This window comes from Umezawaea endophytica, assembly GCF_025061645.1.
GTDB classification, from domain to species: Bacteria; Actinomycetota; Actinomycetes; order Mycobacteriales; family Pseudonocardiaceae; genus Umezawaea; species Umezawaea endophytica.
In genome coordinates this window covers 29846-44757 of record NZ_JANYMP010000009.1, presented here as the reverse complement: position 1 = coordinate 44757, position 14912 = coordinate 29846, and the positions used below count along the sequence as shown (strand labels likewise).

Here is a 14912-nt window from a genome sequence, read left to right as displayed (position 1 = left end):
GAGTGGAGTCGAACCGATGAACGTGGTGATCGCGTTGGTCGCGTTCCTGTTCGCCGCCCTCGGTGCCAGCCTCGGCACCGAGGGCATCTTCCGGCCGACAGAGGTCCTGCCCGGCGCGATGCTCAGCCTGGCCGCGAGCGTCGCCCTGTTCGCCGCCGCCCGACATCCGCGCGTGGCGACCGTGATCGCCGTCGGCTGCGAGACCGTCGCCTGTGCGGCCGACTACCTGCCGACGCCGTTGCTGCTGGCCCCGCTGATCGGGTGCCTGTACCGGCTGACGGTGTCAGCCGGTCCAAGGGCGACCGCCTGGTGGACCGGGTTCGCCGTCGGCGCGGTCATCCTGGGCGGAATGGCGAGCGACACCACACCCACGGGCGGGTCGTTGATCCTGCGGACCGTCGGTGTCGCCCTGTGGCTGCTGCCCGCGGTGTTCGCCGGACGGATGACCCATGCCCAACGGGCGTACCTGCGGATGGTCCAGGCCCGTGCCGAGGACGCCGAGCGCGGCCGCGACGACGAGATCCGCCACCGGATCAGCGAGGAACGCCTGCGCATCGCCCGTGAGCTGCACGACGTCGTCGCGCACCACCTCACCGTCGCCAACGCGCAGGTCGGGACCGCGGCCCACCTGATGGCCGAGCGTCCCGAGCAGGCCCGCCAATTGCTCACCAGGCTGAACAGCTCCACGGCGGCGGCGCTGCGGGAACTCAAGGCGACCGTCGGGCTGCTCCGCGACTCCGACGACGATCCTCCCGCGTGCACCACACCTGCGCCGAGCCTCGACCAGCTCCCCGAGTTGGTCGAGGCCTGCCGGTCAGCCGGGATCGACGTCGCCGTGCGCGTCGCCGGCCCACCCCGGCCGCTGCCTCCACTGGTCGAGCTGACCGCGTTCCGCATCGTCCAGGAAGCCCTGACCAACGTCACCAAGCACGCGGTCGGCCCCGTCGTCACGATCACCCTGACCTACGCCGAGGACGCCTTCTTCGCCCGCATGGTGAACACCGGTGCCCGCCCCGTCTCGGCGGGATCGGCGGGATACGGGTTGATCGGCATGCGAGAACGCGCGCACGCAGTCGGCGGATGGGTGTCCGCAGGCCCGGCCGACCACGATCTGTACGCGGTCTTCCTCACCATCCCACTGGCCACCTGGCAGGAACACCAGGTACCCCGGTGATCCACTGCTGCTCCTGGACCGACGCCATGCCCACCCGGCGGCAGTGGGTGGGCATGGCCGCGTGCGCAGGCGACGTGGACGGCGGCGGTGTGGTTGTGGAAGTCCAGCCTGCGTGTGCCGCTGGGACTCCGCAGCCGTCGGTTCGTCCGGTGTCGGCGGAGAAGGGCCCTGGCAAGGGATGACCTTCATCCTGCGTGGCGCGAAGGTCAAGAAGTCGTCGCGAACGACAGTAATGGGCCACCTCCGGAAGTGGAAAACCTGTGGCCGAGCCCGGTAAGCCCCAGCGTGACATCGACTCGACACCACGCCCAGGTTCGTTCGTGGTGTCGCTCCCGACGACGCAGCGGCCGCCGGTCCGTTCGCGGCCGGCAAGTCGATAGCGCGCCCCAATCGCTCGTCACTCGTCGTTTCCGGTGCGGCGCTGCGGGTAACCCGCCGGGATGAAACGGATCAACGTCGGCCTCGTGGCCGACCCGGCCTCACCCACCGAGATCGCGCGCCGGCTCAGCGGCCTGGACCCGCCGACAGGCCAGGACCACGACGCCTGGGACGTCGACATCGTGAGCGAACCGTTCACCACCGGTTCCGAGGACGTCGACACCGCGATGGCACGGCTGCGGGACCGGGGTCACCAGCAGGAGTGGGACCTCGTCATCGGCTTGACCGAGCTTCCACTTCGCGACGACGACGGCCGATACCTGCTGGTCGAGACCGACCCGCAGCGACGCACGGCCATGCTGTCGCTCCCCGCGCTCGGCGGACTCCGCATGCACGCCCGTGCCCGTAACGCGGTGCGCACACTCATCAGCGGCATGGCCGACTCCACCTCGCAGCACCAGCACCGCGTACCACTCTCCCACCGCGGTGGCCGCCAGCGGTTGCTCCTGGGCATGGTCCTCGCCAACCGTCCGTGGCTCCTCGTGCCAGGACTGAAATCCGCGCTCGTCGCGGCACTGACGACCGGAGCCATCGCCACGATCAACTCCACGGTGTGGCTATTGGCAGGCTCGATGTCGGGGTGGCGCCTCATGGTCGCGTCGATCGCCTCCATCGCACTCGTCGTCGCCTGGCTCGTGATCGACGGCCAACTGTGGGATCGCCCCGACGACGACTCCACCGAGGCCAAGGAGAGATCCCGTCTCTACAACACCTCGACGTTGCTGACCCTGGCCACCGGCGTGATCATCTGCTATCTCGCGCTCTACGCCGTGAACCTGCTCTGGGCGCTGTTCGTCCTCGACCCCGCCGTGATGGGCAACTACCTCCACACATCGCTCGACTACGGCGACCTGTTCGTGCTGGCCTGGTTCGTCGCGTCGGCGGCGACCGTCGGCGGCGCTCTCGGCACCGGCCTGGAATCCGACGAAGCGATCCGCGCGGCCGCGTACTCGAAGCGCGAAGAGGAACGCCGTGACCGCCTCGCACACGACCGGACCTAAGCGACCGGACCGTGCCTCAAGCGGGTGTGGTGAAGCGCCATCGGCAGTTCCCCGTATACTCCATCCGAACTCGTCCACGACACCGGTCGTCAACGACTCGATCTGAAACGTGTGGCCGCCTTCGACGCCACAGAATTGGCCGGTCAGCCACGCAGATCCAGTTGGCTGCCAGAAAGCTGTGTCGGCGCGACACAGACGTAGGCGGCCTTCCCCTCGTAGCCGGGCAGCCCGGCTGCTTCGGCGCTACTGCGACGTTGATCAGAGATCACCTGCGCCCTGCCGTACACAGTCACCGAGTGCCCGCTCTGCGCGCCATCGACAAGGTCATCGGCCTGCAACGCGACGAAGTCGAATCCGGCCGGCAAAAGCCTGGTCGCGGTGCTCTGGTCAAGACTGATCATGATCACTTTGTTGCGCACCACAAACCGCACGGGCTGAGCCACTGGCAAACCAGCTGAGGTGTACAACAGCCGCACCAGGCTGACGCGGTCCAGCAAGTTCCAACACTCAGTCTTGGTGAGCTCGTGCACAGCCATCACCACGTATCACGCTTCCACTTGTCTGATTTTGGTGGACGCCGAGGTCGGCGAATGGTCCCTTGCATGCCAGGCGGGTCAAGATCCACGATTTCAGTGAACCGTCGCTGTCTGTCTGGCACTATCCGCCTGACGACTCGTCGCTATCCGCGTGCGACGCTTTCAAGTCCCCGGCAGGCTGTGGACCTGAGGTGTCACTTCCGGAGCTTCTCCCGGCACTCCTGCCGGCGGTAACCGTGTGCGGCTTGGCGCACTGCCCAGAGGATGCGGCATCGAGATGATCACGTCGCCATCGAATACGTCCAGGTCGTAGGAGCGCAGTGCGTGCGCCGAACGCCTGTTCACCCCAGACCAGCGTTCAATCGTGCCCGAAGAGCGTGCGTTCATCTCGAACTTCACGCCGTCGAACGTCGCACTCATCACCACCCCTGCAGCACCTGCCACGCGCGAGTCGCGACGTGGAGGTTCAATCGAGTTTCCACCCATGTCCGCGTCTCGAGTGTTGTGGTAATCGATCAGGCCGCCCAGCCACTCCGACACGAACGACATGACTTCGGCGCGGCTCTCGCCCGTGTCGAGGATCCCACCGATGGCGACCACGCCCGTGTCAGTGCTCAGTTCGTGCACCACCGCTCGGAACAGCGCCTCCCCGGCCGGGCGGACGCGGACGCGCATGGCCACGAGACTGGCACGCCGGGAGCACCAGGAGGACGTGGAGATTGGACAGCTGGGCGCGAGCCCAGCTGATCAGGTCTCCGGCTCCGACAGCCACGCCTCCCCCGCGTAATCGCTGGTCCGTCACGCAGCCTGGTGCCGATGGCGTCGTACTGCCGGGTCCAATGCGGAGGGCGGGTTTCGTCCTCGCAGGGCGACGCGACACCCGCGTGTCTTCGTCAGGGTGAATGCAATGCACGTCCCCCGGAACACAAGATCCAGAAGGGGAAGAGCTCAGATGACATTGATGCGTTTCGACCCGTACCGCGAACTCGACCGACTCTCCGAGCACGCAGTCCTCACGTCACGCGCAGTGCCGATGGAGGCGTTCCGCCGCGGTGACCGGTGCATCGTCGCACTCGACCTACCGGGTGTGGACAGCAATGACGTCGACGTGACCGTGGAACGCAACGTGGTCATGGTCAAGGTCAGGCGCGCCTCGCTGCGGCAGGAGGACGACGAGGTGCTGATCGACGAACGGCCGCACGGGGAGTTCATCCGGCAGCTCTTCCTCGGCGACATGCTCGCCGCCGGTGATGTGACCGCCGAGTTCGACCGCGGCGTGCTCGTGCTGACCATTCCGATCGCCGAGTCGAGCAAGCCTCGCATGATCAAAATTTCCGAGCAAACGGCCGTCAAGGCCTGAGGGGCAGCCATGACCACATATCACTCGAGTGCGCATGCGCGCGGTGACACCGAAGGTGACATCGCGCCGAGTGCGTCGCAGCGGCGCACGATCGCGTCGTTCACCGCCTACCGCGACGCCGAACGCGCCGTCGACCACCTCGCGGACAACGAGTTCCCAGTCGACCGGACCGCGATCATCGGCGTCGACGTCCGCATGGTCGAGCAGGTCGTCGGCCGGATGAACTGGGGCCGCGCACTGCTGAACGGTGCCACCGCAGGCGCCGTTCCCGGCCTGCTGTTCGGCTGGGTCTTCGGACTGTTCGACCTTCTCAACCCGCTCGTCGCCGCGGTCGCGCTCGCTTTGTACGGCCTGCTGTTCGGCGCGGTCATCGGCGCGGTCATCGGCGTGATCTTCTACGCGATGCAGCGTGGCAGGCGCGACTTCAGCTCCGTGACCATGATGGTGCCGAGCCGGTACGACCTCGTCGTGGACGAGGAGATCGCCGACGAGGCGCAGCGGCTGCTCGCAGGCATGACCCCCGCGGGGGGTGCGTCGTAATGGCCACAGCGGTGGGAATCGACCTGGGCACGACGAACTCCGCGATCGCGGTCGTGGAGGGCGGCCAGCCCACTGTAATCGCGAGCGCTGAGGGATCCAGGACCACGCCGTCCGTCGTGGCGTTCACCGAGAGCGGCGAACGCCTGGTAGGCCAGCTGGCGAGGCGCCAGGCCGTGCTGAACCCGCACGGCACGATCTACTCGGCCAAGCGCTTCATCGGCCGTCGGTTCGAGGAGGTAGGCGAGGAGACGAGGTCGGTCACGTTCGACGTCGTTCCCGGACCGAACGATTCGGTGCGCTTCAAGGTGCGCGACAAGCTCCACGCGCCGGAGGAGATCAGCGCACAGGTACTGCGCAAGCTGGTCGACGACGCGAGCAAGTACCTCGGTGAGAAGGTGCGCGAGGCGGTGATCACCGTACCCGCGTACTTCAACGACTCGCAGCGTCAGGCGACCAAGGACGCGGGCAAGATCGCGGGACTCGAGGTCCTGCGGATCATCAACGAACCGACGGCGGCCGCACTGGCGTACGGCTTGGACAGGAAGGGACACGAGACGGTGCTCGTGTTCGACCTGGGCGGCGGCACGTTCGACGTGTCCTTGCTGGACGTCGGCGACGGCGTGGTCGAGGTGCGATCCACCTCCGGTGACACCCACCTCGGTGGCGACGACTTCGACCGCAGGCTCGTCGACCACCTGGCCGACAAGTTCGAGAACGACACGGGAATCGACCTGCGGAACGACGCCCAGGCGCTGCAGCGGCTGTCCGAGGCGGCGGAGAAGGCGAAGGTCGAGCTCAGCTCGGTCACGCAGACCCAGGTGAGCCTGCCGTTCATCACCGCCGACTCCGGCGGCCCCAAGCACCTGACCGAGACCGTCACGCGGTCGACGTTCGAGCAGATCACGGCCGACCTGGTGGAGCGCTGCCTCGGCCCGGTCGAGCAGGCCATGGCCGACGGCAAGGTGTCCGCGAACGACATCGACGAGGTCATCCTCGTCGGTGGATCGACCAGGATCCCGGCCGTGCAGAAGCTCGTCCGCCGCCTGACCGGCGGCAAGGACCCGAACATGAGCGTCAACCCGGACGAGGTCGTGGCACTCGGTGCCGCCGTCCAGGCCGGTGTGCTCAAGGGCGAGGTCAAGGACGTGCTGCTGCTCGACGTGACCCCGCTGTCCTTGGGCGTGGAGACCCGCGGCGGGGTGATGACCAGGATCATCGAGCGGAACACGACGATCCCGGCCCGCCGCTCCGAGGTGTTCTCCACCGCCGAGGACAACCAGCCCGCGGTGGACGTCGTGGTGCTGCAGGGCGAACGGGAACGCGCGGCCGACAACCGGGTGCTGGGCCGGTTCCAGCTCAGCGGGATCAGGCCCGCTCCGCGTGGTGAACCGCAGGTCGAGGTCATCTTCGACATCGACGCCAACGGCATCCTCGAAGTGACCGCCCGTGACAAGGACACGGGCGCGGAGCAGGGCATCACCATCAGCGAGAGCTCGAACCTGGACACATCCGAGATCGAGCGGATGGTGACCGACGCCGAGGCGAACCAGGCGGAGGACCAGCGGCTGCGCGAGGCCGTGGACTCCCGCAACACCCTCGACTCGATCGCCTACCAGGTCGAGAAGGCCCTGTCCGACCTCGCCGACAACGCGCCGGCGCACGAGAAGGCCCGCGCCGAGATGCTGGTCTCCGAGACCCGCGAGGCGTTGCGGAACGAGGTGCCGGTGGAGCGCGTGCGGGAGCTGACCGACGAGCTCACCCAGGTGCTGAACGGCCTGATGGCGGCACGGTCGTCCGCGCCACCGCCCTCCTCCGGCGGGAGCTCGGCCGCGGCTTCGGACGACGACGTCATCGACGCGGACTTCGACCGGGTCTGATCGCGATGACCACCCAGGGGAACGCCGCGAACTCCGCGGCCGAGACCGGGGCCGGCGCACCCCCTCCTGCGCCGGCCCCGGACCGGGACGTCGCCGAGCTGGAGGACCGCTGGCTGCGCGCCATGGCCGAGCTCGACAACGTGCGCAAACGGCACAACCGCGAGCTGGAACGTCAGCTCACGACCGAGCGCGCGCGGGTGGCGTCGGCCTGGCTGCCGGTGCTCGACAACCTGGAGCTCGCGCTCGGGCACGCCTCCGACGACGCGTTCGCCGAAGGCGTGCGGGCGACCCTCGACCAGGCCGTCGAGGTGCTCGCCCGGCTCGGCTATCCGCGCCAGGACGCCACCGGCGTGCCGTTCGACCCGGCTGTGCACGAGGTCGTGACGGTGCTGGACGACCCGGAAGCGCCACCGAACACAGTCGTGCGCGTGCTGCGGCCCGGCTATGGCGATCTGCGTCCCGCCGCCGTCGCGGTGGCGCGCGCACGGGAGTGAGACGACGTGGCCACAGACTTCTACGAGGCGCTCGGCGTGCCACGCGGAGCGAGCACCGAGGAGATCCAGCGCGTCTACCGCAAGCTCGCGCGGCAGTACCACCCGGACGTCAACCGCGACCCCGACGCCGAGGACCGGTTCAAGGAGATCAGCGAGGCCTACGAGGTCCTGTCGGACACGGAGCGACGCAAGCGGTACGACCAGTTCGGCGCGGACTTCCGCCGCGTCCCGGAGGACTACGACGAAGGCGCTCCTCGGGGGCGCACGGTGTACACGAGCGGGCCGAGCTACGGCGGGTTCGAGGACTTCGACTTCGAGGACCTGTTCGGCGGGGTCTTCCGGCGCGGTGGCCGCGGCGGTCCGATTCCGGGTGCCGACCAGGAGGCCGAGCTGGCGCTCTCGGTCGAGGACGCCTACCGGGGCGGCCACCGCAGGCTCACGATCGGCGACCGCACGCTGGACGTGACGGTTCCGCCCGGCGTGGTGGACGGTCAGCGCATCCGCTTGTCCGGCCAGGGTGGGCACGGATCCGTCGGCGGCGCGTCCGGTGACCTGTTCCTGGTGGTCCGGATCGCGTCGCACCCCCGGTACCGGCTGGAAGGCCGCGACATCATCGTGGACCTGCCGGTCGCGCCGTGGGAGGCGGCACTCGGCGCCACCGTGCCGATCATGACGCCGGGCGGTGAGGCGAAGGTCCGCGTGGTGGCGGGCTCGTCGAGCGGACGACGGCTGCGGCTGCGCGGTGAAGGCATGCCGAACCCGCGCGGCAAGGCCGGTGACCTCTACGCGGTCGTGAAGGTCATGGTGCCGAAATCTCCCGGCAAGCGGGAACGGGAGCTCTTCGAGGAACTCGCCGCGGTCTCCGACTTCAACCCGAGAGGCACGTGATGTACGTCCTGACGAAACCGGCCGAACTCAGCGTCGACCGCGTGTCCATCCACACCGGACTCCACCCGGACATGGTGCGCCGGTTCGCGGCGCTCGGGCTGGTCGAGTGCGCGGTGGACGATGGCGGGCGGCTGTGGTTCCCGCCGGGCACCGTGGCCCGCGTCGCGCGGATCCAGCGACTGCGCGGCGGGCTCTCGCTCAACTACAACGCGGTCGGGCTCGTGCTGGACCTGCTCGACCGGATCCGAGTCCTGGAAGCACAACTGCGCGGGAGTGATCGACCATGGACATGAACCGGCTGACGCAGAAGTCCCAGGAGGCGCTGCAGTCCGCCCAGGAGGTCGCCCAGCGGCTCGGGCACACCGAGACCGACGGCGAACACCTCCTGCTGGCACTGGTCGAGCAGCCCGATGGCTTGGTGCCGCGCCTGCTCACCCAGGCGGACGTGAACGTGCGGGCGCTGGCGGAAGACGTGCGGACCGCACTCTCCCGCCGTCCCAAGGTGACCGGACCGGGTGTCCAACCAGGGCAGATCAGCGTCACCCGCCGCCTGCTCGGCCTCCTCGACGCCGCGGAACGGGAAGCCAAGCGGCTCAAGGACGAGTACGTCAGCGTCGAGCACCTGCTGCTCGCGCTGGCGGAGGAGGGCAACACCACGAAAACGGGCCAAGTCCTGGCGCGGCACGGCATCACGCGGGACCGGTTCCTGGAGAGCCTGACCAGGATCCGCGGCAACCAACGCGTGCGGAGCGCAACGCCCGAGGGGACCTACGAGGCCCTGGAGAAGTACGGCCGCGACCTCGTGGACGACGCTCGGACCGGCGACCTCGACCCGGTGATCGGCCGGGACGCGGAGATCCGCCGGGTGGTCCAGATCCTCTCCCGCAAGACGAAGAACAACCCGGTGCTGATCGGCGAGCCCGGCGTCGGCAAGACCGCGATCGTCGAGGGGCTCGCGCAGCGGATCGTGCGCGGCGACGTGCCGGAAGGTCTCAAGGACAAGACGGTCTTCTCCCTCGACATGGGCTCCCTGGTGGCGGGCGCCAAGTACCGCGGCGAGTTCGAGGAGCGGCTCAAGGCCGTGCTCGCCGAGGTGAAGGCCGCCGAGGGCCGGGTCCTGCTGTTCGTGGACGAGCTGCACACCGTCGTGGGCGCGGGTGCAGCCGAAGGGTCGATGGACGCGGGCAACATGCTCAAGCCGATGCTCGCGCGCGGTGAGTTGCACATGATCGGTGCCACCACGCTCGACGAGTACCGCAAGCACATCGAGTCCGACGCCGCGCTGGAGCGGCGGTTCCAGACCGTGGTCGTGGCCGAGCCGTCGCCGGAGGACGCGATCTCGATCCTGCGCGGCCTGCGGGAACGCCTCGAGGTCTACCACGGTGTCAAGATCCAGGACGCCGCGATCGTGTCCGCCGTGGTGCTGTCCCAGCGCTACATCACCGACCGGTTCCTGCCGGACAAGGCGATCGACCTGGTGGACGAGGCGTGCGCGCGGCTGCGCACCGAGATCGACTCGATGCCCGCCGAACTGGACGAGACGTCGCGGCGCGTGACCCGGCTGGAGATCGAGGAGGCCGCGCTGGCCAAGGAAACCGATCAGGCCAGCGAACAGCGACTGGCCGCACTGCGCAAGGAGCTCGCCGACCTCCGCACCGAACTCGACGCCATGACCGCGCAGTGGGAGGCGGAGCGGCAGGCCATCCGGCGCGTCCAGGACCTGCGCGGTGAGCTGGAACGCGTGCGCCGCGAAGCGGAAGAGGCCGAACGCGCCTACGACCTCAACCGGGCCGCGGAGCTGCGCTACGGCACGCTCGCCGCACTGGGAGGCCAGCTCGCGTCCGAGGAGGAGCGCCTCGCCGGTAAACAGGGTGCACACCGGCTGCTCAAGGAAGTGGTCACCGAGGACGAGATCGCGGAGATAGTCGCGGCGTGGACCGGTATCCCGGTGTCGAGGCTCCAGGAGGGCGAGCGGGAGAAGTTGCTGAAGCTGGACCAGATCCTGCACGAGCGGGTGATCGGCCAGAACGACGCGGTGCAACTGGTCGCCGACGCGATCATCCGAGCGCGAGCCGGCGTGAAGGACCCCCGCAGGCCGATCGGGTCGTTCATCTTCATGGGCCCCACCGGGGTCGGCAAGACCGAGCTGGCGAAGACGCTGGCGGCGGCACTGTTCGACAGCGAGGACAACATGGTGCGCCTCGACATGAGCGAGTACCAGGAGAAGCACACGGTCTCACGTCTCGTCGGCGCGCCTCCCGGCTACGTCGGCTACGACGAGGGCGGCCAGCTCACGGAAGCGGTGCGGCGCAAGCCCTACTCCGTCGTGCTGCTGGACGAGATGGAGAAGGCGCACCCGGACGTGTTCAACACGTTCCTCCAGGTGCTCGACGACGGCCGGATCACCGACGCGCAAGGCCGCACGGTCGACTTCCGCAACACCGTGATCATCATGACGTCCAACATCGGCTCGGAGTACCTGCTGGACGGCGTCACCCCCGACGGGGAGATCAAACCGGACGCGCGCGGGGCAGTGCTGGCGTCACTGCGCGACCACTTCCGGCCCGAGTTCCTCAACCGAGTCGATGACATCGTGCTGTTCACGCCACTGCGGCTGGAGCAGATCGAACGCATCGTGGACCTGCAGTTCGCCGAGCTGCGCGCCCGTCTGGCCGAACGCCGGATCGGCGTCGAGCTCACCGCGCCGGCCTGCGAGTTCATCGCCAGGCGTGGCTTCGACCCCGTCTACGGTGCGCGACCGCTGCGCCGCTACATCGCGCACGAGGTCGAAACGCGCGTGGCACGGGCGCTGATCGCGGGTGAGGTGCCGGAGGGCGCGACGATCCGGGTGGACGTGGTCGACGGCGAGCTGTCCGTGATCACGTCCGGTGAGAGCAGGGCCGCCGCATGAGGACGACCAGCATCGAGTGCTCGAACTGCGGCAAGACCAACCGCGTACCCGTGGCCGCACAGGGCAAGCCGAAGTGCGGCAACTGCGGCAGGCCACTGCCGTGGATCGTCGACGCGCTCGACGACGATTTCGCCGAGGTGGCCGAGCAGGCGGGTGTTCCCGTGCTGGTGGACATGTGGGCGACGTGGTGCGGGCCGTGCCGGATGGTCAGCCCGGTGCTGGACCTGCTCGCGCACGAGCGGGCGGGCGACCTCAAGCTCGTGCGGGTGGACGTGGACCGCGCACCTCGCCTGTCGGAGCGGTTCGACGTGCGTTCGATACCCACGCTGATGATCCTGCGCGACGGTGAGGTTGTCGCGCGGCAACCCGGCGCGGTGCCGGCACCCCAGCTGCGCGCCTGGCTTGACGAGGCTCTCGTTCCGGAGGTGAGGACATGATCAGCCGATCTCTGCTGCGACAACTGCCCGCGCGCGTCACCACGGGCGCGTACGTGCTCAACTCGGGACTCGGCAAGCTGCACGCCGATCGGCAGACCGCCGAGTCGTTGCAAGGCTTCGCCGCGACCACGTACCCGGTGCTGGGCAAGCTGGACGCCCAGCGGTTCACGAGGCTGCTCGCGGCCGGGGAGATCGCGACCGGCGTGGCGCTGCTCGTTCCACTGGTGCCCGCGGTCATCGCCGGTGCCGCGCTCGCCGGGTTCGCCGGCGGGTTGCTGGGGCTCTACCTGAAGACACCGGGGATGCGACGGGAACGCAGCCTGCGACCGACCGAACAGGGCATCTCGCTGGCGAAGGACGTGTGGTTGCTGGGGATCGGTCTGTCGCTGGTGCTCGACGACGTGACGCGGGAGGACCGATGACCACGGTCGTGGATGAACACCTCGCACTCGTGAGCAACGTCGTGCCGCAGACCCCTCAAGGCTGCCGGGAGTGCCTCATCGCGGGCACCCCCTGGGTCCATCTGCGACTGTGCCTCACCTGTGGGCACGTCGGCTGCTGCGACTCCTCGCCGATGAAGCACGCGCGCAGGCACGCTTTCGACATCGGCCACCCGATCGTGCGTTCCATGGAACCCGGCGAGAACTGGCGGTGGTGCTATGTCCATCAAGCTTTCGTCTGACGAGCTTTCACCAGGGCTGCGGGAAACACCAGACGAGCACGGTGCTTTCCCCCGCCTCGACGGCTACCAGATCGACCAGGTAGCGCGGTACGGGACACGGCGTCCGACACGAGAGGCAGAGGTGCTGTACGCCGAGGGCGACCGCGGCCACGACTTCTTCGTGATCGTCAGCGGTGTTGTGCAGGCGCTGGAGCACGGCGAGGTCGTGCGGGTGCACGGGCCTGGCCGGTTCCTCGGCGAACTCGGTCTGCTGGAAGGGCAGCCGTCGTTCGTGACGACCGTCGTCGCACAGCCGGGCGAGGTCGTCCAGCTGTCCGCGGACCGGCTGAGCGAACTGGTGCGCGGCGACTCCGTGCTGGGCGACCTGGTCCTGCGCGCGTACCTGATGCGCCGGGCGGTGCTGATCGGCAGGGGTAGCGGACTGCAGATCGTCGGCTCGTGCTTCTCACCGGACACCAAACGGCTGCTGGAGTTCGCCGCGCGCAACCGGATCCCGCACCGGTTGGTCGACACGGACACGGACACCGACGCCGAGGAACTGCTGCGCCGGTTCGGCGTCACCATCGACGAGACCCCCGTGGTGGTGGTTCCCGGCGGTGAGGCGCTGCGCAACCCGAGCAACCGGGAACTGGCTCAGGTGCTGGGTCTGCACGCGTCGTCTCCCCCGAACGACATGACCGACCTGCTCGTGGTCGGCGCGGGCCCCGGCGGCCTCGCGGCCGTCGTGTACGGCGCGGCGGACGGGCTCGACGTGGTGGCCGTCGACTCGATCGCGGCAGGCGGCCAGGCCGGCACGACGTCGCGGATCGAGAACTACCTGGGTTTCCCGGCAGGCATCTCCGGCCCGGAACTCGCCGAACGCGCGGTGCTGCAGGCGGAGAAGTTCGGCGTGCCGGTGAACGTGTCGGTGGAGGCGGTCACGTTCTCCCCGCGCGACGGGCACTACGTGGTGGGCTTCGACAACTCGTCACAGGTCCGGACGCGATCGCTGGTGATCGCGACGGGCGCGCGCTACCGCAGGCTCGCCCTGCCCCGGCTCGCCGACTTCGAGGCGACCAGCGTGCACTACGCCGCCACGATCCACGAAGCCCGTACGTGCCAGGCGAACCCGGTCGCGATCGTGGGTGGGGGCAACTCGGCGGGCCAGGCGGCCGTGTTCCTCGCCGACCGGGTGCCCGGCGTCCACCTGGTGGTGCGCGACGCCGACCTGAACAAGAACATGTCCCGCTACCTGGTCGACCGCGTGATGCGGCATCCGCGGATCGAGGTGCTGCTGTGCACCGAGATCGTGGAGTTGCTGGGCGACAAGGAGATCGAGGGCTTGGTCGTCGAGAACAACCAGACCCGCCACCGGCGCACGCTGCCGGTGCGGGCGTTGTTCGTGTTCATCGGCGCGACCCCGTGCACCGCCTGGCTCTCCTCGCTGATCGCGCTCGACGAGGACGGTTTCGTCCGGACCGGTGAGCACGTCACGACCAACGACGTCTGGTGGCACAGGGGAAGGAGACCGTTCCCGCTGGAGACGAACCGGCCGGGCGTGTTCGCGATCGGCGACGTGCGCAGCGGTTCGATCAAACGAGTCGGCTCCGCGGTCGGCGAGGGCGCGATGGTGGTCCGGCTCGTCCACGAACACCTCTCGTTCGGAGCGAGGACATGACCTGGCGGCGACTGTTCCTGGCAGGCCTGGCGCTGTGGATGCTCACCGCGGGTGTCACCTACCTGACCAGCAACCCCATCCTGATCCCCACGCTGGTGCTGCTGGGCAGCTTCCTCGTACCGGTGACTTTCGTGACGTGGGCGTTCGAGCGCCGAGACTCCGGCGAGATCACCGCGGAGCTGGTGTTGCGCACGTTCGTGGTCGGCGGTGTGCTCGGAGTGCTGGGCGCGTCCGCGCTCGAGGCCTACCTGCTGAACCCGTCGGTGTGGATGTACGTCGGTGTGGGCCTGATCGAGGAAGCCGTGAAACTCGGCGCGCTGGCGCTGCTGACCAGGCACCTCGCGGTGAAATCCGTGCGGGACGGGATGATCCTCGGCGCGTCGGTCGGATTCGGTTTCTCCGCCTTCGAGTCCGCCGGGTACGCGCTCACCTCGTTGTTCACCGCCTCCGGGCTGTCCCTGTCGAACCTGGTGACGACCGAGCTGCTGCGCGGACTGCTGGCACCGGTCGGGCACGGCCTGTGGACGGCGATACTCGGCGGCACGCTCTTCGCGTGGAGCACCCGGCGCCACTTCGTGCTGACGTGGCGGCTGGTGTTCGCCTTCCTCGGGGTGTCCCTGCTGCACGCTCTGTGGGACTCGATGTCGATGATCGCGGTACTCGTCACCTTGGCGCTGACGGGCGAGCCGTGGCAGTACGAGGTCCTGCTGCGCGGCGCCGTTCCCGAGCCGACGCCGACCCAGGTCACCGCCTACACCGCGGCCACCTGGCTGGGTCTGGCGCTGATCTCCGTCGTCGGCCTGCTGTGGCTTTGGTCGTTGGTCCGCCGATCGCACCGCGAGACACGCACGCCGTCACGCGTCTACCGCGTCCGAACAGGCCCGCTCGTCGGCTCGATCTGAGCGACTTCGCGCGTA

The 14912-nt window shown here is 68.8% G+C and carries 16 protein-coding genes; 14 read left to right on the top strand and 2 right to left on the bottom strand.

The features are described 5' to 3' along the window. Window positions 1-16: 16 nt before the first annotated feature. Together NZH93_RS20025 and NZH93_RS20020 are read left to right on the top strand one after the other, a co-directional pair. The gene (locus NZH93_RS20025; protein WP_259624661.1) at window positions 17-1174 is read left to right on the top strand and encodes a sensor histidine kinase; all 1158 of its coding nucleotides are present in this window, start codon (window positions 17-19) and stop codon (window positions 1172-1174) included. 440 nt (window positions 1175-1614) lie between these two features. Further along, window positions 1615-2613 (top strand): hypothetical protein, encoded by a 999-nt coding sequence (locus tag NZH93_RS20020; RefSeq protein ID WP_259624660.1) that lies wholly within the window; start codon window positions 1615-1617, stop codon window positions 2611-2613. Window positions 2614-2756: 143 nt separating this feature from the next. On the opposite strand, the gene NZH93_RS20015 is transcribed toward NZH93_RS20020, so the two are convergent. Beyond that, a complete protein-coding gene (locus NZH93_RS20015; RefSeq protein ID WP_259624659.1) occupies window positions 2757-3143 on the bottom strand; it encodes a pyridoxamine 5'-phosphate oxidase family protein in 387 nt (128 codons plus the stop codon). Between the two features lie 168 nt (window positions 3144-3311). Continuing rightward, entirely contained in the window at window positions 3312-3824 is a 513-nt protein-coding gene (locus NZH93_RS20010; RefSeq protein ID WP_259624658.1) for a hypothetical protein, read from the bottom strand. 277 nt (window positions 3825-4101) lie between these two features. Here NZH93_RS20010 and NZH93_RS20005 point away from each other — a divergent pair, with 277 nt between their 5' ends. From NZH93_RS20005 to NZH93_RS19950, 12 genes are read left to right on the top strand one after another with little or no spacing between them, the layout of a single operon-like run. Beyond that, window positions 4102-4509 carry an Hsp20/alpha crystallin family protein gene (locus NZH93_RS20005; RefSeq protein ID WP_259624657.1) on the top strand — a complete coding sequence of 136 codons (408 nt, stop codon included), beginning with the start codon at window positions 4102-4104 and terminating at the stop codon, window positions 4507-4509. A 9-nt stretch (window positions 4510-4518) separates the two neighbouring features. Beyond that, the gene (locus NZH93_RS20000) at window positions 4519-5049 is read left to right on the top strand and encodes a YflT domain-containing protein (RefSeq protein ID WP_259624656.1); all 531 of its coding nucleotides are present in this window, start codon (window positions 4519-4521) and stop codon (window positions 5047-5049) included. Continuing rightward, window positions 5049-6926 (top strand): molecular chaperone DnaK, encoded by a 1878-nt coding sequence (gene dnaK, locus NZH93_RS19995; RefSeq protein WP_259624655.1) that lies wholly within the window; start codon window positions 5049-5051, stop codon window positions 6924-6926. The genes NZH93_RS20000 and dnaK overlap by 1 nt, the downstream gene beginning before the upstream one ends. 5 nt (window positions 6927-6931) lie before the next feature. Further along, the gene (locus tag NZH93_RS19990) at window positions 6932-7420 is read left to right on the top strand and encodes a nucleotide exchange factor GrpE (RefSeq protein WP_259624654.1); all 489 of its coding nucleotides are present in this window, start codon (window positions 6932-6934) and stop codon (window positions 7418-7420) included. Window positions 7421-7426: 6 nt separating this feature from the next. Beyond that, on the top strand, window positions 7427-8308 hold the full coding sequence (locus NZH93_RS19985) for a DnaJ C-terminal domain-containing protein (RefSeq protein ID WP_259624653.1): 882 nt from the start codon (window positions 7427-7429) through the stop codon (window positions 8306-8308). After that, on the top strand, window positions 8308-8601 hold the full coding sequence (locus NZH93_RS19980; protein WP_259624652.1) for a chaperone modulator CbpM: 294 nt from the start codon (window positions 8308-8310) through the stop codon (window positions 8599-8601). Before NZH93_RS19985 ends, NZH93_RS19980 begins: the two co-directional genes overlap by 1 nt. Next, window positions 8592-11219: an ATP-dependent chaperone ClpB gene (gene clpB / locus NZH93_RS19975; RefSeq protein WP_259624651.1), complete on the top strand. Its 2628-nt coding sequence runs from the start codon at window positions 8592-8594 to the stop codon at window positions 11217-11219. The genes NZH93_RS19980 and clpB overlap by 10 nt, the downstream gene beginning before the upstream one ends. Beyond that, on the top strand, window positions 11216-11656 hold the full coding sequence (trxA, locus tag NZH93_RS19970; protein WP_259624650.1) for a thioredoxin: 441 nt from the start codon (window positions 11216-11218) through the stop codon (window positions 11654-11656). Before clpB ends, trxA begins: the two co-directional genes overlap by 4 nt. Continuing rightward, window positions 11653-12078: a hypothetical protein gene (locus NZH93_RS19965; protein ID WP_259624649.1), complete on the top strand. Its 426-nt coding sequence runs from the start codon at window positions 11653-11655 to the stop codon at window positions 12076-12078. The genes trxA and NZH93_RS19965 overlap by 4 nt, the downstream gene beginning before the upstream one ends. Further along, complete coding sequence (locus tag NZH93_RS19960) at window positions 12075-12338, top strand: UBP-type zinc finger domain-containing protein (protein WP_259624648.1); 264 nt, start codon at window positions 12075-12077, stop codon at window positions 12336-12338. Before NZH93_RS19965 ends, NZH93_RS19960 begins: the two co-directional genes overlap by 4 nt. Next, on the top strand, window positions 12316-13995 hold the full coding sequence (locus NZH93_RS19955) for an FAD-dependent oxidoreductase (protein WP_259624647.1): 1680 nt from the start codon (window positions 12316-12318) through the stop codon (window positions 13993-13995). Before NZH93_RS19960 ends, NZH93_RS19955 begins: the two co-directional genes overlap by 23 nt. After that, window positions 13992-14897 carry a PrsW family intramembrane metalloprotease gene (locus NZH93_RS19950; RefSeq protein WP_259624646.1) on the top strand — a complete coding sequence of 302 codons (906 nt, stop codon included), beginning with the start codon at window positions 13992-13994 and terminating at the stop codon, window positions 14895-14897. The genes NZH93_RS19955 and NZH93_RS19950 overlap by 4 nt, the downstream gene beginning before the upstream one ends. Window positions 14898-14912: the final 15 nt, after the last annotated feature.

Bases quoted from the DNA above. Each gene is read 5' to 3' on its own strand.
- NZH93_RS19960 (WP_259624648.1), top strand. From the start codon at position 12,075: ATGACCACGGTCGTGGATGAACACCTCGCACTCGTGAGCAACGTCGTG.
- NZH93_RS20010 (WP_259624658.1), bottom strand. From the start codon at position 3,824: ATGCGCGTCCGCGTCCGCCCGGCCGGGGAGGCGCTGTTCCGAGCGGTG.
- NZH93_RS19965 (WP_259624649.1), top strand. From the start codon at position 11,653: ATGATCAGCCGATCTCTGCTGCGACAACTGCCCGCGCGCGTCACCACG.
- trxA (WP_259624650.1), top strand. From the start codon at position 11,216: ATGAGGACGACCAGCATCGAGTGCTCGAACTGCGGCAAGACCAACCGC.
- NZH93_RS19955 (WP_259624647.1), top strand. From the start codon at position 12,316: ATGTCCATCAAGCTTTCGTCTGACGAGCTTTCACCAGGGCTGCGGGAA.
- NZH93_RS19980 (WP_259624652.1), top strand. From the start codon at position 8,308: ATGTACGTCCTGACGAAACCGGCCGAACTCAGCGTCGACCGCGTGTCC.
- NZH93_RS20005 (WP_259624657.1), top strand. From the start codon at position 4,102: ATGACATTGATGCGTTTCGACCCGTACCGCGAACTCGACCGACTCTCC.
- NZH93_RS20025 (WP_259624661.1), top strand. From the start codon at position 17: ATGAACGTGGTGATCGCGTTGGTCGCGTTCCTGTTCGCCGCCCTCGGT.
- NZH93_RS20000 (WP_259624656.1), top strand. From the start codon at position 4,519: ATGACCACATATCACTCGAGTGCGCATGCGCGCGGTGACACCGAAGGT.
- dnaK (WP_259624655.1), top strand. From the start codon at position 5,049: ATGGCCACAGCGGTGGGAATCGACCTGGGCACGACGAACTCCGCGATC.
- NZH93_RS20020 (WP_259624660.1), top strand. From the start codon at position 1,615: ATGAAACGGATCAACGTCGGCCTCGTGGCCGACCCGGCCTCACCCACC.
- NZH93_RS19950 (WP_259624646.1), top strand. From the start codon at position 13,992: ATGACCTGGCGGCGACTGTTCCTGGCAGGCCTGGCGCTGTGGATGCTC.
- NZH93_RS19990 (WP_259624654.1), top strand. From the start codon at position 6,932: ATGACCACCCAGGGGAACGCCGCGAACTCCGCGGCCGAGACCGGGGCC.
- clpB (WP_259624651.1), top strand. From the start codon at position 8,592: ATGGACATGAACCGGCTGACGCAGAAGTCCCAGGAGGCGCTGCAGTCC.